The organism is Vibrio sp. 10N.286.48.F5 (genome assembly GCF_041469785.1).
Taxonomy (GTDB): domain Bacteria; phylum Pseudomonadota; class Gammaproteobacteria; order Enterobacterales; family Vibrionaceae; genus Vibrio; species Vibrio crassostreae_C.
The window spans coordinates 1-26,321 of the sequence record NZ_JBFRLG010000011.1 but is presented as its reverse complement, the minus strand read 5'-3'; the positions used below and the strand labels follow the sequence as shown (position 1 = coordinate 26,321).

At 45.8% G+C, this 26,321-nt stretch carries 24 protein-coding genes and 1 riboswitch; of the genes, 11 read left to right on the top strand and 13 right to left on the bottom strand.

Annotation, left to right across the window (positions count from 1 at the left end; genetic code table 11):
* Positions 1–84: 84 nt before the first annotated feature.
* Positions 85–396 (bottom strand): DUF3630 family protein, encoded by a 312-nt coding sequence (locus AB4185_RS08900; RefSeq protein ID WP_017061332.1) that lies wholly within the window; start codon positions 394–396, stop codon positions 85–87.
* A gap of 49 nt (positions 397–445) precedes the next feature.
* On the bottom strand, positions 446–2,284 hold the full coding sequence (gene recQ, locus AB4185_RS08895) for an ATP-dependent DNA helicase RecQ (RefSeq protein ID WP_017065746.1): 1,839 nt from the start codon (positions 2,282–2,284) through the stop codon (positions 446–448).
* 179 nt (positions 2,285–2,463) lie between these two features.
* Here recQ and rarD point away from each other — a divergent pair, with 179 nt between their 5' ends.
* The 5 genes from rarD (at position 2,464) to tpx (ending at position 8,146) form a co-directional block, all read left to right on the top strand.
* Positions 2,464–3,372: an EamA family transporter RarD gene (rarD, locus tag AB4185_RS08890; protein WP_017061330.1), complete on the top strand. Its 909-nt coding sequence runs from the start codon at positions 2,464–2,466 to the stop codon at positions 3,370–3,372.
* An 86-nt stretch (positions 3,373–3,458) separates the two neighbouring features.
* Entirely contained in the window at positions 3,459–4,253 is a 795-nt protein-coding gene (locus tag AB4185_RS08885) for an AraC family transcriptional regulator (RefSeq protein ID WP_372101248.1), read from the top strand.
* A gap of 98 nt (positions 4,254–4,351) precedes the next feature.
* On the top strand, positions 4,352–5,014 hold the full coding sequence (locus AB4185_RS08880) for a LysE family translocator (protein WP_017061328.1): 663 nt from the start codon (positions 4,352–4,354) through the stop codon (positions 5,012–5,014).
* Between the two features lie 91 nt (positions 5,015–5,105).
* Positions 5,106–6,863: a gamma-glutamyltransferase gene (ggt, locus tag AB4185_RS08875; RefSeq protein ID WP_017062985.1), complete on the top strand. Its 1,758-nt coding sequence runs from the start codon at positions 5,106–5,108 to the stop codon at positions 6,861–6,863.
* Positions 6,864–7,648: 785 nt separating this feature from the next.
* Complete coding sequence (gene tpx / locus AB4185_RS08870; RefSeq protein ID WP_017061326.1) at positions 7,649–8,146, top strand: thiol peroxidase; 498 nt, start codon at positions 7,649–7,651, stop codon at positions 8,144–8,146.
* 121 nt (positions 8,147–8,267) lie between these two features.
* Here the strand turns inward: tpx and uvrD are convergent, their stop codons facing one another.
* On the bottom strand, positions 8,268–10,442 hold the full coding sequence (gene uvrD, locus AB4185_RS08865; RefSeq protein WP_017062987.1) for a DNA helicase II: 2,175 nt from the start codon (positions 10,440–10,442) through the stop codon (positions 8,268–8,270).
* Between the two features lie 263 nt (positions 10,443–10,705).
* Between uvrD and AB4185_RS08860 the strand changes: the two genes are divergently transcribed.
* The 4 genes from AB4185_RS08860 (at position 10,706) to AB4185_RS08845 (ending at position 13,115) form a co-directional block, all read left to right on the top strand.
* Positions 10,706–10,966, top strand: a complete 261-nt coding sequence (locus AB4185_RS08860; protein WP_004736650.1) for a DUF2282 domain-containing protein — start codon at positions 10,706–10,708, stop codon at positions 10,964–10,966.
* A gap of 64 nt (positions 10,967–11,030) precedes the next feature.
* Entirely contained in the window at positions 11,031–11,891 is an 861-nt protein-coding gene (locus AB4185_RS08855; RefSeq protein ID WP_065584380.1) for a DUF692 domain-containing protein, read from the top strand.
* Entirely contained in the window at positions 11,888–12,655 is a 768-nt protein-coding gene (locus tag AB4185_RS08850; RefSeq protein WP_017061323.1) for a DNA-binding domain-containing protein, read from the top strand. Before AB4185_RS08855 ends, AB4185_RS08850 begins: the two co-directional genes overlap by 4 nt.
* 1 nt (position 12,656) lies before the next feature.
* Positions 12,657–13,115: a DoxX family protein gene (locus tag AB4185_RS08845; RefSeq protein ID WP_017061322.1), complete on the top strand. Its 459-nt coding sequence runs from the start codon at positions 12,657–12,659 to the stop codon at positions 13,113–13,115.
* Between the two features lie 99 nt (positions 13,116–13,214).
* On the opposite strand, the gene AB4185_RS08840 is transcribed toward AB4185_RS08845, so the two are convergent.
* Entirely contained in the window at positions 13,215–13,496 is a 282-nt protein-coding gene (locus AB4185_RS08840) for a hypothetical protein (RefSeq protein ID WP_009848181.1), read from the bottom strand.
* Between the two features lie 102 nt (positions 13,497–13,598).
* Positions 13,599–14,798 (bottom strand): multidrug effflux MFS transporter, encoded by a 1,200-nt coding sequence (locus AB4185_RS08835; RefSeq protein WP_198599892.1) that lies wholly within the window; start codon positions 14,796–14,798, stop codon positions 13,599–13,601.
* 101 nt (positions 14,799–14,899) lie between these two features.
* Here AB4185_RS08835 and AB4185_RS08830 point away from each other — a divergent pair, with 101 nt between their 5' ends.
* The gene (locus AB4185_RS08830; protein ID WP_004736656.1) at positions 14,900–15,841 is read left to right on the top strand and encodes a LysR substrate-binding domain-containing protein; all 942 of its coding nucleotides are present in this window, start codon (positions 14,900–14,902) and stop codon (positions 15,839–15,841) included.
* Between the two features lie 122 nt (positions 15,842–15,963).
* The gene (locus AB4185_RS08825; RefSeq protein ID WP_372135353.1) at positions 15,964–17,754 is read left to right on the top strand and encodes an aminopeptidase P family protein; all 1,791 of its coding nucleotides are present in this window, start codon (positions 15,964–15,966) and stop codon (positions 17,752–17,754) included.
* A gap of 156 nt (positions 17,755–17,910) precedes the next feature.
* On the opposite strand, the gene thiH is transcribed toward AB4185_RS08825, so the two are convergent.
* The 8 genes from thiH to AB4185_RS08785 all read right to left on the bottom strand — a co-directional run bounded on the left by thiH (position 17,911) and on the right by AB4185_RS08785 (position 26,175).
* Complete coding sequence (thiH, locus tag AB4185_RS08820; protein ID WP_372135352.1) at positions 17,911–19,023, bottom strand: 2-iminoacetate synthase ThiH; 1,113 nt, start codon at positions 19,021–19,023, stop codon at positions 17,911–17,913.
* 7 nt (positions 19,024–19,030) lie between these two features.
* Entirely contained in the window at positions 19,031–19,795 is a 765-nt protein-coding gene (locus AB4185_RS08815; protein ID WP_065584384.1) for a thiazole synthase, read from the bottom strand.
* A 2-nt stretch (positions 19,796–19,797) separates the two neighbouring features.
* Positions 19,798–20,007, bottom strand: a complete 210-nt coding sequence (gene thiS / locus AB4185_RS08810) for a sulfur carrier protein ThiS (RefSeq protein WP_017061316.1) — start codon at positions 20,005–20,007, stop codon at positions 19,798–19,800.
* Entirely contained in the window at positions 20,004–20,786 is a 783-nt protein-coding gene (locus tag AB4185_RS08805; protein WP_372135351.1) for a ThiF family adenylyltransferase, read from the bottom strand. Before AB4185_RS08805 ends, thiS begins: the two co-directional genes overlap by 4 nt.
* Complete coding sequence (locus AB4185_RS08800) at positions 20,776–22,068, bottom strand: thiamine phosphate synthase (RefSeq protein WP_017061314.1); 1,293 nt, start codon at positions 22,066–22,068, stop codon at positions 20,776–20,778. Before AB4185_RS08800 ends, AB4185_RS08805 begins: the two co-directional genes overlap by 11 nt.
* On the bottom strand, positions 22,068–24,017 hold the full coding sequence (gene thiC / locus AB4185_RS08795) for a phosphomethylpyrimidine synthase ThiC (RefSeq protein WP_102333086.1): 1,950 nt from the start codon (positions 24,015–24,017) through the stop codon (positions 22,068–22,070). The genes AB4185_RS08800 and thiC overlap by 1 nt, the downstream gene beginning before the upstream one ends.
* Before the next feature lie 130 nt (positions 24,018–24,147).
* A riboswitch (TPP riboswitch) is annotated at positions 24,148–24,246 on the bottom strand.
* Between the two features lie 62 nt (positions 24,247–24,308).
* Positions 24,309–24,692: a fluoride efflux transporter CrcB gene (gene crcB / locus AB4185_RS08790; protein ID WP_004736665.1), complete on the bottom strand. Its 384-nt coding sequence runs from the start codon at positions 24,690–24,692 to the stop codon at positions 24,309–24,311.
* 100 nt (positions 24,693–24,792) lie between these two features.
* The gene (locus tag AB4185_RS08785) at positions 24,793–26,175 is read right to left on the bottom strand and encodes a multicopper oxidase family protein (RefSeq protein WP_372101256.1); all 1,383 of its coding nucleotides are present in this window, start codon (positions 26,173–26,175) and stop codon (positions 24,793–24,795) included.
* Positions 26,176–26,321: the final 146 nt, after the last annotated feature.

Here is a 26,321-nt window from a genome sequence, read left to right as displayed (position 1 = left end):
ACGGTGAGAACAAACGCAAACGTTTATTCTCACTTTTATTGGTGAATAGCTCTAGAAGCTGTGTTTTAGAAGAGATGCCAAAAGTTAAAAACCGCGCTTGAAAAGCGTCGCGAGATAATCAAACTCTTCTCGGCTTTCTTCAGCGTTTAACGACTCAAACCAAATTGATTCACTGTAATGTTCGGACTTTAAGAACATTCGGCAATCTTCAAAATCAATCAACCAAGAATGCATATCGGCGTCCCATTGCTTTTCAACAACTGACGCTGACAACAACGCCACCAGCTTTTCACCTAGCACTTCATAAGAATCAAAATCAAAACTTGGAGACGTAATCAATAAACGCCCTTCCTCAGCTAAATACTCTCTTAAGCCAAATTCTGTTTGTGTTGTCATGTCCCTATCAACCTTATTCTTTTTCTATTAGTTAGACGTTTCTCGCAAACTAGCCGTGTGTGGTGATGTGTTCTTGAATCAGATCTAGGAATGGGTCTGCGTACTTATCGAGTTTACGTTGACCGACACCGTTGACTGCCAGCATTTCTCCGTATGAAGTAGGTAGTATTTCAGCCATATCAATCAAGGTCGCGTCACTGAATACCACATATGGTGGCAAGCCATCTTCATCAGCAATCGACTTACGCAGCTTACGCAGTTTCGCAAACAGCTTCTTATCGTAATTCTTGCTGCTTAACTTATCGGACTTAGCATTACGCACCGCTGTATCTAAACGAGGAACAGCCAATTCCAAAGACATCTCACCGCGCAGCAGCGGGCGGGCTTCTTCTGTTAGCTGTAAAGTTGAGTTACGAGTGATGTTCTGGAACAGCAAGCCTTTATGAATCAGCTGACGGAAGATACTGATCCAGTAATCATGACTGTGATCGCGGCCAATACCGTAGGTAGATAGCTTATCGTGACCATTATCGCGGACACGGATGTTCTGCATGCCTCGCATTACTTCGACCACGTAGCCCATACCAAATGACTGATTCACACGGTACACACAAGACAACGCCTTCTGTGCTTCTTGGGTCGCGTCAAAGTGTTTTGGTGGATCTAAGCAGATATCGCAGTTGCCACATTGCTTCTCGCGATATTCGCCAAAATAGTTAAGCAGAACCTGACGACGACACGTTTGCGCTTCAGCAAAGGCACTCATCGCATTCAGCTTGTGCATCTCAACTTGTTTCTGTGGGCCTTCTTCTTTCTCATCTAGCATACGACGCAGCCAACCCATATCAGCCGGGTCAAACAACATCATCGCTTCAGCAGGCAAACCATCACGACCTGCACGGCCTGTCTCTTGATAGTAAGACTCGATATTACGTGGGATATCAAAGTGCACCACGAAACGTACGTTGGGTTTGTTGATGCCCATACCGAAAGCCACAGTCGCGACCACGATCTGAATATCATCGCGTTGAAAGGCTTCTTGAACGTAAGCACGCTCATCGGTGTCCATACCAGCGTGATAACCCGCGGCGCGAATACCGTTATTGCACAGCTTCTCGGTCACCATCTCCACTTTCTTACGGCTACCACAGTAGATGATGCCGCAATTGCCCTTTTGTGTTTCTAGGTAGCGAACCACCTGTGACACGGGTTTGTGCTTCTCAACCAAGTTGTAGCGAATATTAGGGCGATCAAAGCTGCCTAAGTAAGTATGCGGGTCCAGGAGCTGTAGGCGCGAGATAATATCTTTACGCGTCGCATCATCAGCGGTTGCTGTGAGCGCCATGTAAGGCACATGCGGAAAGTACTGTTTAAGCTGGCCTAATGATGCGTATTCAGGGCGGAAGTCGTGACCCCATTGAGAGATACAGTGCGCTTCATCGACTGCAATCATTGAAAGCGGTAAACCCTGAAGACGCTCGATAAAGTCACGCATCAACACGCGCTCTGGCGACACATACACCATTTTCAGCTGACCTGAGTTCATGCGATTGAACACATTCAGCAATTGGTCACGTGGCATTGAAGAGTTAATACACTCAGCAGCAACACCATTGGCCTTCAGTTGATCGACTTGGTCTTTCATCAACGAGATCAGCGGCGAGATAACCAGAGTCAGCCCTTCACGAACCAAAGCAGGGATTTGGTAACACAGAGATTTACCACCACCGGTTGGCATAATCACCAAGCTGTCTTTGCCTTCAACGGCCAAATCAATGACCTCTTGCTGACCATCGCGAAAGCTTTGATAGCCAAACACATCTTGTAAGATGGTTTGCGCATCATTCGCGGGAGTTGGTATTTGCTCAGCAATCAGAGTGGCGGTCATTGTGGTTCCTAATCGAGGTATGAAATCAGCAAGCATCTTCGGCAAGCAAGTCGCACATTGTAGAGGGGAACGCTGGCGAATTAAACCGCAAATTGTTAGGTGAAAAGGGTTATCGCTCCTATACTGACCAACTCTCTTATAAATCTTATTAATAAGCACTCAGTGCTAGAGAAAGATGCATGACACAGGAAGAACAACAACGTACGCGCCAAGGAGTTTTGCTTGCCGTCGGCGCCTACACAATGTGGGGTATCGCCCCTATATATTTCAAATCTTTAAGTGACGTTTCCCCGTTAGAGATCCTCAGCCACCGTGTAGTATGGTCTTTTTTCCTACTCGCTTTCTTACTACACATTGGCCGCAGCTGGCGTAAAGTCCGCGATACCCTGACCTCAAAACCAAAAATGCTCTATTTGGTAGCGACGTCTATTTTGGTGGGTGCTAACTGGCTGATCTTTATCTGGGCGGTGAACTCCAATCACATGCTCGATGCCAGTTTGGGGTATTACATCAACCCGCTGATTAACGTGCTACTTGGGATGCTCTTCCTTGGCGAACGCTTACGTAAGCTGCAATGGTTTGCTGTGGCTCTGGCTGCGATTGGCGTATTAATCCAATTAATTGCCTTCGGCTCAGTGCCTATCGTCGCCATTGCCCTAGCCTTTAGCTTTGGTTTTTATGGCTTGCTGCGTAAGAAAGTCAGCTTAGAAGCGCAAACGGGTTTGTTCATTGAAACTCTGGTGATGCTGCCTCTCGCCGCAACCTACTTACTGTTTATTGCCGATAGCCCGACCTCAAACTTATCGATGAACCCGATGCAACTCAACCTGTTACTGGTTGCTGCCGGTGTGATCACCACGGTTCCATTGCTGTGTTTTACTGGCGCTGCAACTCGCTTGAAGCTATCGACACTCGGTTTTTTCCAGTACATAGGTCCAAGCTTGATGTTCTTACTGGCGGTTCTGATTTACGGTGAAGCCTTTACCTCAGATAAAGCAATCACCTTTGCTTTCATATGGGGGGCACTGGTTATTTTCAGCTTTGATGGCCTGCGTAACAACAAGAAGAACAAACGCGCGAAACAGTGATATTGATCGTTTTTTACAAGACAATCCCTTAATACGCAGATAAGCTTGGTTGAATTGATGACTATTTGACCAAGCTTTTTTGTACCATGGATAAAGTCCACTACTACTCTACCCCAACAGAAGATATCAGCCTGATCCAAGCTCAATACCAAGAGTTTGCCTTTCAACGCCACTATCATTTGGACTTTCACATCGGCTTAATTACCCAAGGGCAGCAAAAGTTCGCCTACAAAGGGGCGAGCCACCATGTCGGTGCAGGCCAAGTGGTTATCATGCCACCTGATGAGCTGCATGATGGGCACTCCAAACTCGATTCAGGTTATCAAGTCAGTGTGTTTGCAGTTTCTCCTCAATGGTTTCAAGATCTTGCCGATCCCAAGCAAAATGGTCACACATTAGGCTTTTCTGAGTTGATCCTCTCCGATCAAGCTGCGTTTTTACAATTACGCAACTTACACGGCCTGTTAATCAATCAAAGCATCAGCCAGCTCGCTCAAGATTGCTTACCTTTCGAAGGGTTCTCGACGATTGTCGATCGTTATGCGAAATTTGGATCGAAGAGTGACATCAAACTGGGTAATCAATCGATTGATACGCTAAAAGACTACTTGATGGCGAACTTGGATCAACCAGTGCGATTAGAACAATTGTCTGAGTTGTGTGGTTTAACCACGACTCAATTCCAACGCCATTTTAAAAACAGAATGGGCATTACGCCTTATGCATGGCTGAGCCGTTTACGTATGGAACAGAGCATGCGTCTGATTAAGTCTGGGATATGTGGTACCAAGGTCGCGCACCAAGTAGGCTTCTATGATCAAGCACACTTCTCTAAGGCTTTCAAAACCACGTTCGGCGTACCACCCTCACAAATCAACTAAGTGTTGATAATTTACAATTGCTCGATTTCAAATCACGGTAAGCTACGCTCAATACGATTACTTATTTAATAATAGCGGCAACGTTATTGAGAACTGACATGAACGAAGTCACCATACTGATCACCCTCGCCTCTATCCATTTCATCGCTTTGATGAGCCCCGGCCCTGACTTTGCGTTAGTCGTGCAAAATGCGACACGCCACGGCAGACAAACAGGCTTGTACATTGCGCTTGGTTTATCTTGCGGGATCTTACTGCATTCGTTGCTCAGCCTGACGGGAATCAGTTACCTAGTCCACCAGCAACCAACCCTATTTGCCATTATCCAGTTGGCTGGCGGTAGCTACTTGCTGTACTTAGGCTACGGTGCACTTAAAGCAACCTGGCAAATCATTCAGAACCACGATGATGACGACGATACCGTCAATGCCAAAGATCTGATTCTGACCAACAAGCGTCAGGCATTTTCGAAAGGGTTTGCGACCAATATTCTCAACCCAAAAGCTTTGGTGTTCTTTATTAGCTTGATGTCGAGCTTAGTGCCTGCCGACATGTCTCTATCAGGTAAAGGCTTTGCGCTTATTATCTTGTTTGGTCTGTCTCTGTTTTGGTTTTCACTACTGGCGTGGATGCTTTCGACTAAGGCTCTACAGAAGAAACTTAGCGAAGCAACGGTATACATCGATGGCTTATGTGGCGTGGTATTCAGCCTGATTGGCGCGAGTATTCTTTGGCAGTCGCTGTCCGGTTTAATCGCTTAAATTCGAATCAAGATTACAATTCGTTAACAACGCACTGGCTATCTAATCTTTCCGCTGCCAATCTAGCTCTGCATATTAAAAGGAGAAGATCATGCAGTGGAAAACAAAACTAACAACCCTCGCCACTTCTACCCTACTTTTTGCCTCTCACGTCAGTTGGGCAAATCAAGCTGCCGATTCCGTCGCACCCGAACAAAGTAGTGGTTTAGAAACCAAACAACTCGTTAAAGCCAACGATTGGATGGTCACCGCAGCCAACCCTCTTGCAACACAAGCCGGTGCTGATGTACTTGCCCGTGGTGGTAACGCAATTGACGCCATGGTTGCCGTGCAGCTTATGCTTGGCTTAGTGGAACCTCAGTCATCAGGTATTGGTGGCGGCGCGTTCCTTGTCTATTTTGATGGCAAAGACAAACAGCTCAAGACCTACGATGGCCGTGAAACTGCGCCACTTGATGCCACCCCACGTCTATTCCAAGACGAAAACGGACAACCGCTTAAATTCTATGATGCCGTGGTTGGCGGTCGTTCTGTTGCCACGCCGGGCACGGTGCAATTGCTGTGGGACACTCACCAGAAATACGGCAAGCTCGAATGGGCATCACTGATTAAACCTATCGCTCAGTTAGCTGAAGAAGGTTTTACTATCAGCCCACGTTTAGCCACCTTGATCGAAAACGACCAAGAACGTCTGAGCCGCTTTGCGACAACTAAAGCCTACTTCTTCAATGCCGATGGCAGCCCGAAAGCCGCTGGCACGCAACTTAAGAACCCTGAATACGCGGCAACGTTACACGCTATCTCGAAGGATGGTGCTAAAGCTTTCTACCAAGGTGAGATTTCTGCCGACATCATTAACACAGTACAAACAGCGAAAGGTAACCCGGGCGTATTGGCACAGAAAGATTTCGACGCCTATTCGATCAAGCAGCGCGAACCGGTTTGTTCTGCTTATGAAAGCTACGATATTTGCGGAATGGGGCCACCAAGTTCAGGTGCGTTAACGGTTGGACAAATCCTTGCAATGACTGAGCAGTTTGACCTCAAATCATGGGGGCCAAACGACGCAAAATCTTGGCAAGTGTTAGCAGACGCTTCTCGCTTAGCCTTTGCAGACCGTGGTATGTACATGGCAGACCAAGATTATGTGCCTATGCCAACCCAAGGGTTAGTGAATACTGACTATTTGCAGGAGCGTGCTCAGTTAATTACCGCAGGTAAGGCATTAGACAGCGCACCTTCAGGCACCCCACCGTGGGATCATGCGATGCAGAGAAGCCAAGATGTTTCTATTGAGTTGCCGTCCACCAGCCACTTCAACATTGTCGATAGTGATGGCAATGTCGTATCGATGACTACCACTATTGAGAATGCCTTTGGCTCACGTTTGATGGTTAGAGGTTTCCTACTCAATAACGAACTAACCGACTTCTCATTCAAGACTCATAACGATGGCAAACCTATCGCGAACCGACTTGAACCGGGTAAGCGCCCACGTTCTTCAATGGCACCGACCATCATCATGCAAGACGATAAACCTTACATGGCAATTGGCTCTCCGGGAGGCAGCCGTATCATCGGTTATGTGGCACAAGCGATCATTGCTCACACCCAATGGGACATGGATATCCAACAAGCGATCAACCAACCACACTTCCTAAATCGCTTCGGTACCTTAGATTTGGAAAAAGGAACATCAGCGGAAAACTTCAAACCTGAGCTAGAAAAGATGGGATTTGAGGTCAACGTTCGCGATCTTAACTCGGGTTTACACGCTATTCGCATCACAAAAGATGGTCTAGAAGGTGCTGCAGACCCTCGCCGTGAAGGTGCAGCTATTGGCCAATAGGGAATAATCCTCCCTTTTTACTCGCAGCCTTGTGCGAGATCTCTCACAAGGCAGTGAGTAAATATCGATATTTGATGACGAAATTAGTCACCCACAAACCGTAACCGATTGAAATTAAACAATACGTACATTTATCATTCAAATAATTATATAGAAATTCGCTTATGCACCATTGCTGATAAATAAGGAATCGGTAATATGAATGGTGTCGGAAGGATGCTGACACGGAACAGGAAACGCCAAGGACTTGGTTATCTTCAGGATGAAGATTCGATTACTCAGGATGAATAATCGGCATGGATAGCGAAATGGACATTGAATGGACGCAATAGTAACTAGGATGGTTGCTACTAAGGAAAGACAATGGACACCTCTGGACGAGGAAAGGACTGAACATCAGGATGATGTAAAGGACACCGCTCAAGGAACAAGTGACGCGCGCTAACGAGGATTGTTGGCAGATCAGGATAAGATCAAGGACACCGCTAGGAAGGCGACGAAAGGAATACGCTGAAGGATAACAGCACACTATCATGGATTTGATGCATGGAGCACACTTAGTAGCCGGATTGCTGCGAGTAAGACTATAGACCCCGATGAGCGCAAGCTCTCGGGGTTTTTCTTTATCTGTCGTCCCGCTTTTTCTTCCCCTAAAACAAATAAATCAAAGACCTTTGATTACAATTCTGACATTTAAATAATTCACTTCTTAACCACTTCCGAGTAACGTAAGTCTTACTAGGCTCAACTAGTTTCATAACCATAAGTAAACTAAGGACAAATTCATGTCACACGTTACCTTCAAAGGCGCTGCTGTACCGCTAACTGGCACATTCCCACAAACTGGCGAACAAGCACCAAGCTTTGCACTAACTGCAGGCGATCTTTCTGAACTGACTCTTGCTTCTCTTGCAGGCAAGAAAGTGGTTCTAAACATCTTCCCAAGCATCGACACAGCAACTTGTGCAACGAGCGTACGTACGTTCAACGCAAAAGCGGCAGAGCTTGAGAACACGGTGGTTGTTTGTATTTCTGCTGACCTACCATTTGCTGCAGGTCGCTTCTGCGAACTAGAAGGCATTGAAGGCGTTCAACACGCTTCAACTTTCCGTTCTCCTACATTCGCATCAGACTACGGCGTAGCGATTGCTGAAGGTCCACTAGCAAGCCTAACAACACGTGCAGTTGTCGTTGTTGATGAAAAGGGTGTGGTAACACACAGTGAGTTGGTTGCAGAGATCACTGAAGAACCAAACTACGAAGCGGCACTTGAAGCACTGTAAGATCCCTTCTAGTCAGTCATGTATTATGACCGCTTAAAGCGGTACGCAATAAAAAAGAGCAGCCATTGGCTGCTCTTTTTGTTTTCAATAATGAACGGTTATTAGATGCTGAAGTAATAGATTAAAGCTGCTCTAAACGCGCGTAAGCCGTTACTAACCACTTGATGCCTTCACCGTTAAACGCGACTTGAACTCGGCTCTGCGGGCCACTTCCCTCGAAGTTGATGATAGTGCCTTCACCAAACTTAGGGTGCTTAACGCGAGAACCCAAACTAAAGCCTGTTTCGTTAAAGTTCTCTTTCACGGCGGTTTGGCTAAAGCGGCCACTGCTAGCAGGACGACTCACTTGCGCTTTCATACGAACCTCATCCAGACAGGTTTCTGGTAGTTCACGAATAAAACGAGATGGCTTGTGGTACTTGTCTTGACCATACAAACGACGCATTTCAGCATAAGTGATGTAGAGCTTCTCCATCGCACGGGTCATACCGACATAGCACAGGCGACGCTCTTCTTCTAAACGCCCCGCTTCTTCGGCCGACATCTGGCTTGGGAACATGCCTTCTTCGACACCCACCATAAACACCATTGGAAACTCTAGGCCTTTAGCACTGTGCAAAGTCATTAACTGAACCGCATCGTCAAACTCATCGGCCTGACCTTCACCCGCTTCCAAAGCTGCGTGAGTTAAGAACGCCGTCAGCATGCTCATCTCATCCGCTTCTTCCGGCTTTTCAAACTGGCGCGTTGCCGTTACCAATTCTTCCAAGTTCTCGATACGTGCCTTCGACTTCTCACCCTTCTCTTGCTCGTACATAGCAAACAGACCCGACGATTTAATCACGTGGTCGGTTTGTTCATGCAGGCTAAGTTCCAACGTGTCATCTTCAAGCGCATTAATCAGCTCGATAAAACGACTTAATGCGCCCGCAGCACGACCGGGTAGCACTTGCTCTTCTATCAAAGCAACACTGGCTTCCCACATGGTTGCACCACGATCACGAGCAGCAAGACGAATCGTTTCTAACGTTTTATCACCCAAGCCACGCGTTGGCGTATTAACCACACGTTCAAACGCGGCATCATTATTGCGGTTGCTCATGAGGCGCATGTAGCTCAAGGCGTCTCTGATTTCTTGACGCTCGAAGAATCGCATGCCACCGTAGATTCGGTAAGGCAGGCCACCTTGGATAAGCGCTTCTTCAAGCACACGAGATTGGGCGTTATTACGATAAAGCATCGCGGTATCTTCTAACGCACCGCCTTTCTCTTGCCACTCTTTGATTTTGCTGACCGTGAAACGTGCTTCATCTAGCTCGTTATAAGCTGAGTACACAGAGATTGGCTCGCCATCGTTACCATCGGTCCACAGCTCTTTACCCATACGTTCGGTGTTGTTCGAGATAAGCTCGTTCGACGCCTGCAGAATGGTTTTAGTTGAACGGTAGTTTTGTTCAAGTCGAACCGTCGAAGCTCCTGGGAATTCATCCAAGAACTTCTGAATATTTTCGATCTTCGCACCACGCCAACCATAGATAGATTGGTCATCATCACCTACGATCATCACGCGACAATCTGGGCCAGCCATCATCCGAAGCCAAGCGTATTGGATGTTGTTGGTATCTTGGAATTCATCGACAAGGATATGCTTAAAGCGTGCTTGGTAATGCTCTCGAATGTGTTTCTTGTCGCGTAATAGTTCATGCGATCGCAGCAAGATTTCCGCAAAGTCGACCAAACCCGCACGGTCACATGCTTCTTGGTAAGCAGAATAGATCTTTAACCACGTTTGAGTTATTGGATCATGGTAGGCGTCAATGTGACTTGGGCGTAACCCCTCGTCTTTCTTGCCATTGATCCACCAAGAAGCTTGCTTAGCAGGCCACTGCTTTTCATCGAGGTTTTGCGCCTTGATTAAGCGGCGTAGCAAACGAATCTGATCATCAGAATCAATGATCTGGAAATCTTCTGGCAGTTTTGCATCTAGGTAGTGAGCACGAAGGATGCGGTGACAGATACCATGGAAGGTGCCGTTCCACATGCCTGACGAACTACCCATCATCAACTCTTCAATACGACCACGCATCTCTGCTGCCGCTTTGTTGGTGAAGGTAACCGACATAATAGAGAACGGTGATGCTTGCTCTACGCTTTGCAGCCAAGCGATACGATGCACCAACACTCGCGTTTTACCACTGCCTGCACCTGCCAGAATAAGTAGGTTTTCTAAAGGTGCCGCGACCGCCTCACGTTGTTTATCGTTTAGGCCATCGAGTAAAAGCGAAGGATCTATCATTGGATATGCTCACTACTGGGTATTTATACATAAAAGTTGATTATAACCTAAACACTAGGCTGCGTTTAGGATAATAAGAAGAAAAAACAATCAAAAAATAACATCATATAATCAGTAACTTAATAGCTAACACATCATTAATATTGATATTTCTTATAATGTCGTGAAATTATTTCCTAGTTCTTCCTATCCTTTTTAGTAAGCAAGTTAACAATCCATTAACCTGCGATATAAAATACTATTAAGTCCTAGAGGGAATGACTATGAAAAATTCTAATCTTGCTGTTACAGCTGCAATCACAAGTGTACTAGCGTTCGGCGGTGCAGTTCTTACATCAGCACCTGCGGAAGCAGCAGCAAAAGAAAAATGCTACGGCGTGGCAAAAGCTGGCCAAAATGATTGTGCAACCAAAACAAGCTCATGTGCGGGTACAGCAAAAGAAGACAACCAATCCGATGCGTTCGTAGTCGTACCTAAAGGGCTATGTGGCAAATTATCAGGTGGTAACACTCAATCATCATAATTGAGCTGCTTAGTATGGTGAGCTGACATTCAGCTCACCTCCACTTCTTGTTAGGAGAATCGTTGTGACTCAAACTCTTCACCCCTACGCAGGGGTTGGCCTTAGAACACCGCACTTGGACTTCTTTAGCCAAAATCCAGCCTTAGTAAGTTGGTTAGAAGTTCACAGCGAGAACTACTTCTTAGCTCAATCACCGCAACGACAACAACTCAGAGAAATTCGTCACGCACACAACATCAGTTGTCACGGTGTTGGGTTGTCGCTAGGTTCTGTTGAGCGCATCAATCAACATCATCTTGTGCAATTAAAAGAGCTCATTGATGATATCGAACCCTTCTTGGTTTCTGATCATCTCAGTTGGAGTCAGAAAAGTGGTCATTATTTCAATGACTTGCTACCGCTGCCTTACACAGAAGAAGCATTGGAAGTCTTCTGTCGTAATGTCATCGAGGTTCAAGACAGCTTGCAACGCCCGATGTTGATTGAGAACCCATCGAGCTACCTATCCTTCAAGCATTCTACTATTCCTGAGTGGGAGTTTTTGGCTGAGGTACAAAAGCGTACTGAGTGTCGCCTACTGCTCGATTTCAATAATATTTTCGTCTCATCTTTTAATCATGGCTTTAGTTGTGAAGAGTACTTAAACGGAATACCAGCAGACAAAGTTGAAGAGATTCACTTGGCAGGTTTTACCAAAAAGAAGCTTGAACAAGGTGAGATCTGGATAGACACACACAGTAAACCTGTCTGTGACGAAGTGTGGAAACTCTACACTGACTGGGTTGCACAACATGGTTTGCGCCATACCTTGATTGAGTGGGATCTCGATATCCCAGAGCCACAAGTTTTATTGGCTGAAGCAACCAAAGCCAGTGATATCTTGTATCAACACGACAAGTTCAACCAAAGGAGTCGCGCCTCATGAGCCACTCCCTAGCAGAGGTTCAATTGGAGTTTGCTAACGCCCTACGCTATCAAAACAATGGTGAGTACTGCGACATAGTGAGCGACCATTTTACCGATGAACAACGCATCCAGATTTACCGTAATAACTTTGTGATCAGCTTGAGCGAAGTTCTGGCAGCAACCTACCCACTCACTGAAATGTTGGTTGGTGAAGAGTGCTTCCAACAGATGGCTCGTCAACATGTCTTACATTATCCATCGACCTCTGGTGATGTCAGTGGTTACGGTGAACACTTTGAACAGACTATCCAAGCCTTTCCTGCCGTTATTGAGGCTGCACCTTATCTCGGTGAAGTGGCTTTGTATGAATGGCAGAAAGATAGCTTGGTAAGGTTTTCGTCACAAGCACATGTCGACCAGAGACCTCTTTCTTGCCTTGCAGATGTACCACAAGAGCAACAAGGCGCTTTAGTCTTTCATCTCAAAGATTCAATAACACTGATTCATTCTAGTTACACGATTATCGCGCTTGAACACGCCATCTATCAGCAGCAACTTGATGGGCTAGACATCAACCAAGCTGAATTTGGGGTGTTAATCCGAGCTGAGAATTCACAGGTTGAGAGCCATAGTTTGAGTGAAGAGAGCCACCAACTCCTCACTGAATTGCAATCAGGTCGAACACTCTCAGCAATCGATCCTTTATTACTACAACATCTGAATACTGTTATGGCGCTAAACGTCATCTCAGGTTTTTCAATCAATGCCGAATTGGAGGCATAACATGGATAACAACACAGTCACGAACATGATGGCTCAATACGACAGTTTGATTGAGAAATCACAGGCACTTTTTGTTCCAGTGCTTCTACTATTTTGTCGCCTTTGGGTGGCGTGGGTATTCTTTAATTCTGGACTCACCAAGATAGCTACTTGGGATAGCACGCTTTACTTGTTTGAATTGGAATACCAAGTGCCACTGCTACCTTGGGAATTGGCTGCTTACATGGGCACTGCCGCTGAGTTAATTCTACCGATGTTTTTAGCGCTCGGTTTATTAACACGACCTATGGCTGCGGTGTTGTTCGTTTTCAATATCATTGCTGTCGTGTCTTACCCTGTATTGTGGGATCAAGGCTTCTACGATCATCAGCTTTGGGGGTTAATGATTCTTATCGTTGTCGTGTGGGGCGCAGGACCATTCTCACTTGATAGAGTTTTGAAAGCGCAGTTCAGGAATTAAAATAAGTTTTCACCTCTTTTGAACTGCTAAAGCTAAATGCTACAGCCCAAACGCAAGAAACCAATCAATTGAGTGGTTTCTTTTTTAACTGGGATAAGCTTACTTATTTAGAAAAGCTTGTAGCTCTTCAGCAGAGATGCCTTGCTCTGCAAGTTCTTTTGCCAATAGCTGAACCTGCTCACCCTTACGAGACTCTACCACACGCTGAAATTGGTAAATGATATCTCGCAAAGTATCGATTGGAACTTGTTTTGCCGCACTGCGAATACGCTCTTCACTTTGGTTGCCTAGCTCTTTAAGCAGTTTACCAAACATGACCTTTTCAGGTGCATCTTCCATTTGTTCTAAGACGCGCGCCATTTCGTAGGTTGTTAATGACATTACAGTATTTTCCGTTGGGGACTAACGTTTCAATGAGTGACAAATATACCATGTTTTAACGTTTCGAAAACCGCCATTTGTATATTTTGTCACCCTTGTAACTTATGCCTTAGCAAACGTCGTGTGCCAAGACTTACCCGCTTTGCTCGCAAGCACTAATAACGCAGGAACAATCAGGAACATTTGCAGAGCAATCATCACTTGCGACGTTAAATCAAGACGTTGCATGGTACCCACAAGAAGCCCTGAACCGCTCATTTGGAACAAGCCAAGCAGCGCAGCAGCTGTACCCGCACGGTCACCGAAAGGTTCTAGAGCTTTACCTGCCGCAGCACCAAGAATCCAAGCAAAGCCAACTGACGATAAGAAGATCGGTAGCATGAACGCGATTGGAGTAGCGTGCTCAGCAAGCACCAACATAATCACACCCGCTAAGCCCAGCGTCGAGATACCAACCACCAGTGCTTTATAGGTACCAAAACGGTCCATAAATTTAGGTGCAGTAAACGCAGCTGCAATGTTGATGGCCGCATTAACACCAAACCAGAAAGTAAACTCTTTCATGGTTAAGCCAAGGTTCTCCATCAACACAACCGGTGCTGAGGTTACATAAGCGAGGATCACTGCCATCGCCATCAAACATAGAGTTGCGTGGAATAGGAATGAAGGTGTTTTTAATACTGACCAGTAGCGCTCTAGTTTGAACACCGCTACCTTTTCCGTCACCGGGTTCGATTCTTTCATTTGGAAGAATAAGATAGTACCGACAACGACGGCAAAACCCGCCATAAAGCTGAAGTTCGAACGCCAGCCAAATTGATGAGTTAACCAAGCGCCAAGAATCGGTGCCAATGCAGGAATAAAGCAAATAGCACCATTAAGGTAGCTGATCATTCGGCCACTCTTCTCTGGACCAAATAGATCGCGAACCGTTGCAAAGGCAGCTACAGAAGTCGCACAAGCTCCTAAGCCTTGTAGCAGCCGAGCTATTAGCATCATATCAATCGATTGAGCTGCCCACGCCAAGCAAGCACTCAATGCATAGATACTAACACCTCCCAATGCAACGGTTCGACGTCCTAGCTTATCCGCCAAAGGGCCGGCAAATAGTTGGCCGACACCCATGGCAAATAAAAACCAAGTAATCGTATCTTGTGCTAGTGCATGTTCCACGTGAAACGCTGTCGAAATTTGTGGCAGAGCTGGCAGGTAGATATCAATAGCCAAAGGGCTAAAAAGAACCAGCATTGCCAATAAAGCAACCTGCAGTTTACTAGGGGTTGGAAGCGCGTTAGAAGGCACAAGATTCTCCGAATGAGTTAATTTAGGTGCATAATAACCAACTAAAGATATGAACAAAAATGGCATATACTCATTAGCATTATTCCAAATAGGAAACTCATATGAATATTGAGAAACTATCGCGCCTCGACCTCAATCTATTAGTTTGCTTGCAGGTGCTGATGGAAGAGCTAAGTGTGACTCGCACCGCCCACCGATTGTGCCTAAGCCAGTCAGCGGTTAGTAAGTCATTGGCCAAACTTCGTGAGCAATTTAATGATCCCCTTTTCACGCGAAGTGCTCATGGTCTGCGACCAACACCAAAGGCGGTCTTTCTCAAACCTCGATTAGAAACGCTGATCAACCAACTTGATGTGCTCACCCAACCAGAGACCTTCATTCCCAACAACAGTGACCACAGTTTTCACATTGCGGCTGTTGAGAGCGTTTACCCACTTATTCTTCCCCACTTTTTACCAGCGATATTTCGACAAGCCCCTAAGGTGAATATCAACACCCACGCTTGGACGGAGCAAACCTTTAAGAAGCTACAGCTTGGTGAGTTAGATATCGGACTCACAGGCAAAGACATCGACATCAACGACGCGCGCTTAACCATGCTGCCGCCAGACGACATCTGCGAACAAGAGATCTACCGTGATGCACAAATGTGTGTATTAAGGCGTAACCACCCTGCTCTAAGTGGTAAATGGGATTTGGGAACCTACCTTGCGCAGCGTCATGTACAAGTAAGATGTGATGGGAACGATCGATGGCTGCTCGACTACAAACTAGCTGATCTTGGTCATCAGCGAGATATCGCTATTTCTGTTCCAGACTTCAATAGCGCCGCAAGCCTATGTACCTACACCGACTTTGTGTTTACTGCACCAAGCCACTTTACTTACCTCGTCGCCAAGCAACTCGACTTAGTGGTTGTCCCTTTACCGATGGAATTCCCACCGATGGCATACACTCTGTTTTGGCACCGTGACAGAGAAAATGACCCAGCGTTAACTTGGCTACGAGATATCATCAAAGAAAAAACTCTGCACCTTAGATAAAAATGGCGTACAGCGTTTGCAGCAAACGAACAAAAGCGCTAGCTTATTGACCTAATAAGTCCCCTCGCATGTATATCGACTGTGAGTGTTAACAAGGACCCTAACAATAAGGATAAACACAGATGCACAATATCACTGCTGAACGCGTTGCTGCGGTTCGAGCTTGGCTTGAAGCAAACCACTTAGATGCTGTTATCATTCCACATGAAGACGAGTACCTAGGTGAATACGTTCCAGCTCACAACGAGCGACTTCACTGGCTAACCGGTTTCACTGGCTCTGCAGGTGCGGCTGTTATCACTCGCGAAAACGCGGCTATTTTTGTTGATGGTCGCTATACCGTCCAGGTTCGTAAACAAGTACCTGGTGAGCTATTTGAGTATCGCCATCTTATTGAAGAACCGGCTTTAGATTGGATCATCAATTCACTCGCACAAGGCAGTAAAGTTGCATTCGACCCACGCATGCATACGGCGGCTTGGTTGAAAGGCGCACAAGCTAAACTAGCTGATAAAGTAGAACTCACAACACTAGCGGCAAACCCGATTGATGAGCTTTGGTCTGATCGCCCTGAGCCTGTTGTATCTGATGTTCGCCTCATGGCAACCGACGCCGTTGGCCAATCAAGTGAAAGTAAGCGTGAAGAAATTGCAAGCCTACTAAAAGCCAAAGGCACTGATGCCGCTATCCTTACTGAGCTGGATTCAATCTGCTGGTTACTCAACATTCGTGGTTTAGACGTATCTCGTCTGCCGGTTGTGTTATCTAATGCAATCATTCACGCCGATGAAAGTGTCGATTTCTTCTTAGACCCCGCTCGTATCCCTGCAGGCTTTGAAGCGCACGTTGGTAATGGTATTCGTGTTTCTCACCCATCTGAGCTTGAAGCCCGCCTTCAATCTTTAGAAGGTAAGAATGTGTCTGTTGATTCAGGCACAAGCAATGCTTGGTACACGCTTGTTCTCCAAAACGCTGGTGCTCATATCATTGAAGCAGCCGACCCATGCCTAATGCCAAAAGCCGCGAAGAACGAAACAGAAATTGCCGGCATGAAAGCGTGTCACATCCGTGATGGCGTGGCGATGGCAAAATTCCTATCTTGGATTGATGCAGAAGTGGCGCAAGGTAATCTGCACAACGAAGCGGTACTAGCAGACACAGTACAGTCATTCCGTGAACAAGACCCAACACTGATGGATCTAAGTTTTGACACGATTTCAGCTGCAGGCGGTAACGCAGCAATGTGTCACTACAACCACGAGAATCAACCTGAACCAGGTCAGTTAGAGATGAATACTCTTTACCTAGTCGATTCAGGCGGTCAGTACCTAGATGGTACAACCGACATCACTCGAACTATCGCGATTGGCCAGCCAAGCGACGAAATGATCCAGCAGTTCACGTTAGCGCTTAAAGGTCACATCGGTATCGCGCGTGCACGTTTCCCACAGGGTACTCGTGGTTTCCAACTTGATATTCTAGCTCGCCAACACTTATGGGCAGAAGGCTTCGACTACGACCACGGTACTGGTCACGGTGTTGGTCATTTCCTAAGTGTTCATGAAGGTCCGCAAAGCATCTCTAAGAAGCTAATCGATGTACCTCTTGTTGAAGGCATGGTGTTATCAAACGAGCCGGGTTACTACCGTGCAGATGAATTTGGTATCCGTATCGAAAACCTAGAACTGGTGGTTGAGCTGCCAACTCAAGGTGACTTCTCAGTACTAACGTTTGAGTCGCTAACACGTTGCCCTATCGATAAGCGCAACATCAACGTCGATTTACTGACACGACCTGAACTTGCATGGCTTAATGATTACCACCAGAAAGTATGGAACGATGTTAGCCCATTAGTTGAAGGTGATACATTGGAATGGTTACGCCAATCAACCACTCCACTTGCTCATGCTTAATGCTTAATGCTTAATGCTTAATGCTTAATGCTTAATGCTTAATGCTTAGCTAATTCAAACTTAATGAAATGAAAAACGGCCACCTTAGGGTAGCCGTTTTTATTTGTCGATTTAACTTCGTCGATGTTTCACGTGGAACATAAATCTGCGTGTTCGCTAACCAGAGTAAGCACTGTGCCAGTTTCTCCACACAGGATCAAAACCACGTTGACGAATCATTGACTCAACATCGGCAGCACTTCGCTCATCACTTATTTCAAATTGCTCGAGTTCTTCTTCATCAGAAGCATAGCCACCAGGCTGGGTTTTAGACGCAGCCGACATACTGGTGATTCCCAATGGCAACACATTGTCACGGAAAGCTGCAGACTCACGAGTCGAGAGAGACAATTCAACCTCAGGGTTTAATAAACGATACGCACAGATAAGTTGAACCAACTGTTTATCACTCATAATCGATTTAGGCTGCAAACCACCCTCACACGGACGAAGACGTGGGAATGAAATCGAGTAACGTGTTTGCCAATAAGTACGCTCAAGATAGTCTAAGTGAGCGGCCACGAAGAAACAGTCGGTACGCCAATCTTCCAAGCCAATCAAAGCGCCAATACCTATCTTATCAATACCCGCTTTTGCCAAACGATCGGGCGTTTCGAGCCGGTATTCAAAATCCATTTTATTGCCACGCAAGTGGTGTTCCGCGTAGGTACTTGGGCTATACGTTTCTTGGTAAACCATCACCGCATCTAAGCCGAGAGTTTTAAGCTCTGCGTAGTCATCTTGATCAAGCGGCTGCACTTCCATCGCAAGATAGTTAAATTGTGCCTTAATATTCGGTAGCACTTCACGGAAGTACTTCATCCCGACCTTGGTTTCATGTTCACCAGTCACCAACAATACACTATCAAACTTCATCTTTTTGATAGCGGCACTTTCAGCATCGATTTCATCTAAAGTAAGTGTGCGACGCTTAATGCGGTTCTCCATTGAGAAACCACAATACGTGCACGCATTCGCACATAAGTTTGAGAGGTACAATGGAATATACAACGACATTGTATTGCCGAATCGCTTGCGTGTGAGTGCCAACGATTGTTGCGCCATCTGCTCTAAGTAAGGTTCTGCTGCCGGAGAGATAAGAGCCTTAAAGTCTTCCAAGTCGCGTTTAGGTTTACTCAGAGCGCGCTCAACATCCGCTGCCGTTTTACTGAAGATGGACATACCAATGTCATCCCAGTTGAGCTGTTTAAATCGATCAACAAACGTCATAAGGACACTACTCGTCTAGGAATGAAGTTAGCGGACTAGAAGCAACCGCATGAGACACCTGTCCAGCAAGACCAGAAAGGTAAGCCATACGGCCAGCTTCAACTGCCAGTTTAAAAGCAATCGCCATATCAACGGGTTGTTGAGAAGCCGCAATTGCAGTATTAACTAACACGGCATCCGCGCCCATTTCCATTGCACGAGTAGCATGAGATGGCGCACCAATACCAGCGTCAACAATCACAGGGACGTTCGCTTGGTCGATAATGATCTCTAAGAAGTCTGCCGAAGCGATACCTTTGTTCGACCCAATCGGCGCACCTAGCGGCATAACCGCAGCACAACCCACCTCTTCCAATCGTTTACACAACACTGGGTCAGCATGACAGTAAGGCAACACAACAAAGCCATCTTTAACCATTTGCTCAGCCGCTTTTAATGTCTCAATTGGGTCTGGCATCAAGTACTTTGGATCAGGGTGAATTTCCAGTTTGAGCCAGTTTGTGCCTAGCGCTTCGCGAGCCAAATGCGCAGCAAAGATGGCATCCTTCGCGTTCTTCGCCCCGGAGGTATTTGGTAACAAGTTCACGCCAGCATCAATGATGGGCTGTAAAATATCATCTTGCTCAGAGCGAATATCAACTCTCTTCAACGCCATGGTTGCCAGTTGAGAACCGGAAGCTTCGATAGCACTCGCCATTAAATGTTTATTCGCGAACTTGCCCGTTCCAGTAAAGAGTCGTGATTGAAATGTTTTATCTGCGATAGTTAACATAGTTAGCCTCCTGCAATAGCTTGGAAAAGAGAAATAGCATCGCCTTCATTGACGACCCTTTGTTGCCACTGACTACGCGGGACAACCGCATTATTGATAGCAAAGACACAACCCAGATCGGGTAGTGAAAGCGCTTGGATGATATCCGCTAGAGACGACGATTGTGCAACCTGTTCTGGTTGCTCATTGATAGAGATCGTTATGTTGCTCATTGGGTTTCTTCTTCTAAATAGTTAACTGTAGATGTGCAGCAAACGGGGCATTCACTATCTTGAGTGACACTTAAGTTTTGCCAGTTCATCGTCTGACCATCAAACAGTTTGAGCTGATGTGTTGCAGCCTGGAACTCGCCAGTGCTAATACGTTGAATCGCTGCCAGTGCTTGGAGGTTGCCTATGGTGCCAACAACTGGGCCGATGATGCCGCTATCGCTACAACGTGTCGTTTGTGGATGATGACTGAACGGGAACAAACAGTGATAGCACCCTTTCTGCATCTGATAATCAAAGACAATAAACTGACCTTTCCATCCGATCGCAGAACCAGAAACCAAAGGTGTCTTGCTACCAAAACATGCTTGGTTAACCTGCTGACGTGACTCAAAGTTGTCAGTACAATCCAACACCAAATCAGCGAGCATCACCTCAAGCTCAAGCTGGCTCTGAGTCATTCGCCTATTGATGGTTCTCACTTGGTTTCGACCATTAAGCTCAGTCAGTTTTTGCTTCAGAGCTTCGACCTTAGGCGAACCTAACTGGCTTTCCTTGAACGCAACTTGTCGTTGAAGGTTAGACGAATCCACACAATCATCATCAACTAATACGATTTTCCCGATACCGGAAGCCGCAAGATAGAGAGCCGCAGCATTGCCTAAGCCACCACAACCGATGACCAATACATGGCTATCTAATAGATTGCGTTGCCCTTGCTCACCCACTTCAGGAAGTGCGAGTTGTCGTTGATAACGAATGAATTCGAAATCATTCAGCATGACTTAGCTCCTGAGTTACCTCTTTAGCAGCACCTGAAGAACGGTCAGCCATTAATGCTTCGAAGAACTCAATCACTTGTTTTGGGTCTTCGGCTAACGTAATCGCACGTACAACAGCAAGGCTCGATACCCCACAACTCCACACCTGTGCGGCCGTCGACTGGTCAATTCCACCAATCGCAACTGTCGGATAACCGGTGAGTTCTTCTGTGTATGGGATAGTATCAATCAGCTGCTGATAGAGAGATAAACGCACAAGTCCTTGAGGCTTCGATGGCATCTGCTTAGTGGTGGTTGGGAATATATGCCCCAGCGCAATATAGCTTGGGTTGATTTGCACAATGCGTAGCAACTCGTAATAACCATGAGTCGATAGACCGATCTTAATACCAGCTTGGCTCAGTTGAGATAGGTTGGATTCTTCGATGTCCTCTTGCCCCAAATGAACACCAAAAGCATCATGCTTAAGTGCCAATTGCCAATAGTCATTGATAAAAACCTGAGCGTTGTGCTCTCTACCGAGTTCGATAGATCGCGCGATTTGTTGTTCTAAATCTGCTTGCTGTGGGTTCTTAATACGCAGTTGAACTGTGTTAATTCCAAGCTTGAGCAGCCTTTCGATCCACTCAACATCATCAACCACTGGGTATAGTCCTAGGCTACTCTTACTCAATTCCGGGAACGACAGTGATGTTCCTTGGTGCGCCCAACCAACACTAATATCCAGTCGCTCATCTTCGAGAACGGGAATAGGAAAGTTTTGATAGTTTGCTGGCCATGTTCCACGTGAAACACTAGATGCTGCGCGAGCTAAAACCAGTGCATCTTCTAATGGGAATTCCAACGCCAACAAAGTAAGTAACCAAGCAAAGTGACCACGACTATCTAACTCCTGATGAGCTGGAGTTTCACTCTTGATAGCACGATTAGAATCTAGCTGTGACCAGATATCCAATGCAGCTGAGTCATCTAAGACACCGATATAGATGGTATTCGGAGTTTGTGCCAAGGCATCGCGGACACCAGCTAGCGCCACTGAATGACTGTAATAAACGATATGATCAAGCTCACTTGAGCGACACTCCGCCAATGAATCAACATCATGAGCAAAACCAATAGATAACGCTTGCTGAGCATCAACGATAGAGAAGCATTGAGTTGGGCTTACACCCAACTCAACTGCATCGGTTGCCAAGCCTTGTCGCTTAGCAACCAATAGACAGCTTTGCACCTCTCCCGTTAGCTCAATATTTTGAGATGGGATAAGAATCTTCACTGTCATTATTCCTCTAATTGAGCTTCTTTTGCGCCTACTGCTGGGTGATAAAGTTCAGAGCCAGTATCACGGAACTCTTGTGATTTCTGACGCATCCCTTCCAACGGATTATCAAGCATCTTAATCTCGATAGCCTGATCAGCAGCCACTTGTTCAGTGTCTTTCGCGTACTCTCGAACTTCTTGAGAGATCTTCATTGAACAGAATTTAGGTCCACACATAGAGCAGAAGTGAGCAACCTTGCCCGATTCTTGTGGCAGGGTTTCATCGTGGAAAGAACGGGCTGTTTCTGGATCTAAAGCTAGATTAAATTGGTCTTCCCAACGGAATTCAAAACGAGCTTTAGATAATGCATTATCTCGGATTTGTGCGCCCGGATGCCCTTTTGCCAAGTCTGCTGCATGTGCTGCCAGCTTGTAAGTAATCAAGCCAGTCTTCACATCTTCTTTATTTGGTAAGCCCAAATGCTCTTTAGGTGTTACATAACAAAGCATCGCACAGCCGTACCAACCAATCATCGCCGCGCCAATACCAGAGGTAATGTGGTCATAACCCGGTGCAATATCAGTGGTCAGCGGGCCTAACGTATAGAAAGGCGCTTCATGGCAGTGCTCTAACTGCTCATCCATGTTCTCTTTAATAAGATGCATAGGTACATGTCCAGGACCTTCAATGATCACCTGAACATCGTATTCCCAAGCCACTTTAGTTAACTCACCTAGAGTACGTAACTCCGAGAACTGAGCCTCATCATTGGCATCTGCAATAGAGCCAGGACGTAGGCCGTCACCTAGTGACAAAGCCACATCGTACTTCGCACAGATCTCACAGATCTCGCGGAAGTGTGTGTATAGGAAGCTTTCTTGGTGATGTGCAAGACACCATTTCGCGATAATAGAGCCACCACGAGAAACAATACCTGTCACACGCTTAGCCGTCATAGGAACATAACGAAGAAGCAAACCAGCATGGATAGTGAAGTAATCAACGCCCTGCTCCGCTTGTTCAATCAAAGTATCGCGCATCACTTCCCAGTTAAGGTCTTCGGCTACGCCATTCACTTTCTCAAGCGCCTGATACATAGGAACCGTACCAATCGGCACTGGGCTATTACGTAGGATCCATTCACGAGTCTCGTGGATATTACGGCCAGTAGAAAGATCCATTACGGTATCGCCGCCCCAGCGAGTCGACCATACTAGCTTCTCAACTTCTTCTTCAATCGAAGAGCTTACAGAAGAGTTACCGATATTTGCGTTCACTTTCACTAAGAAGTTTCGGCCAATAATCATAGGTTCTGATTCTGGGTGGTTGATGTTTGAAGGGATGATAGCTCGGCCTTCAGCGACCTCTTTACGCACGAACTCAGGGGTAATTTCTTTTGGCAGGTTTGCGCCAAAGTTATGGCCTGGGTGTTGGTGATTAAGCTGTTCATCAGCGAACTTCTGACGCCCCATGTTCTCACGTATCGCAATGTACTCCATCTCAGGAGTGATAATTCCCTGACGAGCATAATGCAGTTGAGTTACACATTGGTCGCCAGTAGCGCGACGAATTCGAGGCAGGTTTCCGTAACGAAGGTCGTCTAGGGTTTCATCTTCTAAACGTTCTTTGGTGTAAACAGAGCTTACATCATCGAGCAATTCCGTATCACCACGCTCTTCAATCCATTGCTCTCGCAACTTAGGAAGGCCACTATAAAGGTCTATTTCATGCGTAGGATCGGTATAAACACCAGAGGTGTCGTAGACATGAATTGGCTCATTAGGTTCGAATACAGGCTCTTTTTTGCTGCCACCAACAAGGCTATCTGCGAGGGATATTTCTCGGACAGGGACTTGAATGTCCGCTCGAGACCCTTGGATGTAAGCTTTTTTTGAGTTTGGATAAGGTTGTACAGATAAAGAATCAATGAAATTCTTCGCTTCCAGTCTTGCTTGTTTACGACTCGACATAGCATTTTTCCTTGGCTTTTAGCCATTATTTATAGGGATAAAAATGCTTGACGGATAAGATGCTACAAGAGGGATCACAGCAAGAAAATGCAGTTGTGATCTGGAGATAGATCTCTAGAAGGATTCTAGTTAGATATCTACTCTTGTTCCCTTCGCAGGTATTAGCCTGATCAGGTTCAACGGATCCCGAGTTAACGGTCTCAGCCATATGGCACTCCGACAAGTACGATCGAGTATATAAAAACGGCTTGGATAAACCAAGCCGAGTTGTTAACAAATCGTAAGAAAGTTTTAAGACTTTATCAGAAGTTGGAAGCCGATCCATGCGGCTGAAATACTGAGAACCACATTGAGCAGTACATTGAGCCCCATCTTGAAGAACGCACCCTGCTGCATAAGAAGCACGTTATCCATCGAAAACGTAGAAAATGTCGTCAGGGCTCCAAGGAAACCAAGACCGATAATTTGTCTCCACGGCTCCGTCGCAACCATCTCATTTTCAAACGCGGCGATGAGCAATCCCATAATCAAAGAGCCAATTACGTTAACAGTCAGCGTACCGTAAGGAAAACCACGCCCTAACATCACAACGCATAACTCTGAAATCAAGTAACGTGAACAAGCACCAAACGCGCCACCGATGGCGATAAAACCTAGAATAGATAACTGACCCATGAATCCTCCCAAACAATAATCCCTATATTCTAGCTTTAACGCCGATAAAAGCGAGGGTAGAAACTAAGAATGCATGCGCAAATATTAAACGTTACAGGTGTCACTTAACTTCAATATATCCCATCAATCCTGTTTTCATGTGCTCAATTACATGACAGTGGTACATCCAGCGTCCGGGGTTGTCTGCAACAAATGCAGCTTTAGCTCGGCCATTTTTTCCAAGTAACACTGTATCGGTATGGAAAGGCTCTTCAATTTTTTTACCATCAAGTTCCAATACAGTAAATGTATGACCATGAATATGAATCGGGTGATGATATTGAGTGACGTTCTTAAGATCGAATATGTAAGTCTTACCCAACTCTAAAGTCGCCAATGGTTCAGGAATATTGTCTTTGCTCATTCCTTCCCATGCTCTTTTATTTGTTAGCCAAAACTTAGGCATCGATTTTCCATCTTTGGATACAGGAGAAACAGCCCCTTCCCATTCAAATAAAAAGTCGATCTCTTCAGCATTAGCAAGATCTAGGTTGGGCACTGGATTCAATGGTAGTAATGGTAACGAACGTCCTTGAGCAAATGCTGAATCTACGACTTCAAATTCACACAAAGAAAATGGGAAACGCCCCTTCATATGGAGAACGTTAACTCGCTCACCAGCTTTAGGAGCGATCAGTCCGATATCAACACGCATCCCTGGACCGATTTTATGTTGAGTCAGTTTGTAAGGCGTTTTTACAGGGTTACCATCGATGGCAATCACCCATGCCTCAGCCCCTTCGATAGCAATAGGATAAGTGATCGTATTATCGACATTCGCGATACGCAGTCGAGTCGTTGCGTGCTGCTTTAATTGGTATACAGGTTCATGAACACCATTAACGCTACTCCACTCTCCTGGAGTGCCCATACGAGCACTGAGTCTTGGAATCATTAAGTCTTTCCATTGACCTTGCTTATCGATATGCCAATGTTTAAGCATCAATGCGTGTTCTTCATCGAACCGTATTGGATTACTCTCTTCTACGATAATAAGGCCAACTAAGCCCATACCAAGCTGTTTAACGCTATTCATATGTGGGTGATACCAAAATGTGCCAGCATCTGGCGGCGTAAACTCATAAATGAATGTTTCACCTGGCATGATCGGTGGCTGACTTAAGAAGGGAACACCGTCCATTTCGATAGGAATTCTTAAGCCATGCCAATGGATAGTCGTCGGCTCTGATAGCTTATTCGTAAAACGAATTGTGACCTTTTCACCCTGTCGACATCGAATCGTCGGAGCTGGGATCTGTCCATTAAAGGCTAAGACATTGGTATCAAATCCCGCTACTAACTCAGCCGTTGAAGGTTCAGCAGTTAAGTCATAAACATACTTTCCTTGCTCATCAGCAGACCGCTTCATTGAACAAGCGGGTAGTACTGTTAATGCAGATATAGCGAGAGATGATTGAATAAACTTACGACGGGAAATATCCATATTTGTTGCCTTTTAGTAATAACGACCAAAATGTAACAAAATATTGAGAATAATTCTCATAAAGAAGTGTGGATTGTGTTGTTAATTGCTTATAAAAGAGACTGAGATAAGTAAGCACTTACATTTCTAATACCAATTAAAGTAAA

Coding starts and splice junctions, on each gene's coding strand:
- AB4185_RS08860 (WP_004736650.1), top strand. CDS start 10,706: ATGAAAAATTCTAATCTTGCTGTTACAGCTGCAATCACAAGTGTACTA.
- AB4185_RS08815 (WP_065584384.1), bottom strand. CDS start 19,795: ATGTTAACTATCGCAGATAAAACATTTCAATCACGACTCTTTACTGGA.
- AB4185_RS08850 (WP_017061323.1), top strand. CDS start 11,888: ATGAGCCACTCCCTAGCAGAGGTTCAATTGGAGTTTGCTAACGCCCTA.
- tpx (WP_017061326.1), top strand. CDS start 7,649: ATGTCACACGTTACCTTCAAAGGCGCTGCTGTACCGCTAACTGGCACA.
- AB4185_RS08825 (WP_372135353.1), top strand. CDS start 15,964: ATGCACAATATCACTGCTGAACGCGTTGCTGCGGTTCGAGCTTGGCTT.
- thiS (WP_017061316.1), bottom strand. CDS start 20,007: ATGAGCAACATAACGATCTCTATCAATGAGCAACCAGAACAGGTTGCA.
- uvrD (WP_017062987.1), bottom strand. CDS start 10,442: ATGATAGATCCTTCGCTTTTACTCGATGGCCTAAACGATAAACAACGT.
- AB4185_RS08840 (WP_009848181.1), bottom strand. CDS start 13,496: ATGTCATTAACAACCTACGAAATGGCGCGCGTCTTAGAACAAATGGAA.
- thiC (WP_102333086.1), bottom strand. CDS start 24,017: ATGTCGAGTCGTAAACAAGCAAGACTGGAAGCGAAGAATTTCATTGAT.
- AB4185_RS08845 (WP_017061322.1), top strand. CDS start 12,657: ATGGATAACAACACAGTCACGAACATGATGGCTCAATACGACAGTTTG.
- ggt (WP_017062985.1), top strand. CDS start 5,106: ATGCAGTGGAAAACAAAACTAACAACCCTCGCCACTTCTACCCTACTT.
- AB4185_RS08880 (WP_017061328.1), top strand. CDS start 4,352: ATGAACGAAGTCACCATACTGATCACCCTCGCCTCTATCCATTTCATC.
- thiH (WP_372135352.1), bottom strand. CDS start 19,023: ATGACGTTTGTTGATCGATTTAAACAGCTCAACTGGGATGACATTGGT.
- crcB (WP_004736665.1), bottom strand. CDS start 24,692: ATGGGTCAGTTATCTATTCTAGGTTTTATCGCCATCGGTGGCGCGTTT.
- AB4185_RS08885 (WP_372101248.1), top strand. CDS start 3,459: ATGGATAAAGTCCACTACTACTCTACCCCAACAGAAGATATCAGCCTG.
- AB4185_RS08785 (WP_372101256.1), bottom strand. CDS start 26,175: ATGGATATTTCCCGTCGTAAGTTTATTCAATCATCTCTCGCTATATCT.
- AB4185_RS08800 (WP_017061314.1), bottom strand. CDS start 22,068: ATGACAGTGAAGATTCTTATCCCATCTCAAAATATTGAGCTAACGGGA.
- rarD (WP_017061330.1), top strand. CDS start 2,464: ATGACACAGGAAGAACAACAACGTACGCGCCAAGGAGTTTTGCTTGCC.
- AB4185_RS08805 (WP_372135351.1), bottom strand. CDS start 20,786: ATGCTGAATGATTTCGAATTCATTCGTTATCAACGACAACTCGCACTT.
- recQ (WP_017065746.1), bottom strand. CDS start 2,284: ATGACCGCCACTCTGATTGCTGAGCAAATACCAACTCCCGCGAATGAT.
- AB4185_RS08830 (WP_004736656.1), top strand. CDS start 14,900: ATGAATATTGAGAAACTATCGCGCCTCGACCTCAATCTATTAGTTTGC.
- AB4185_RS08900 (WP_017061332.1), bottom strand. CDS start 396: ATGACAACACAAACAGAATTTGGCTTAAGAGAGTATTTAGCTGAGGAA.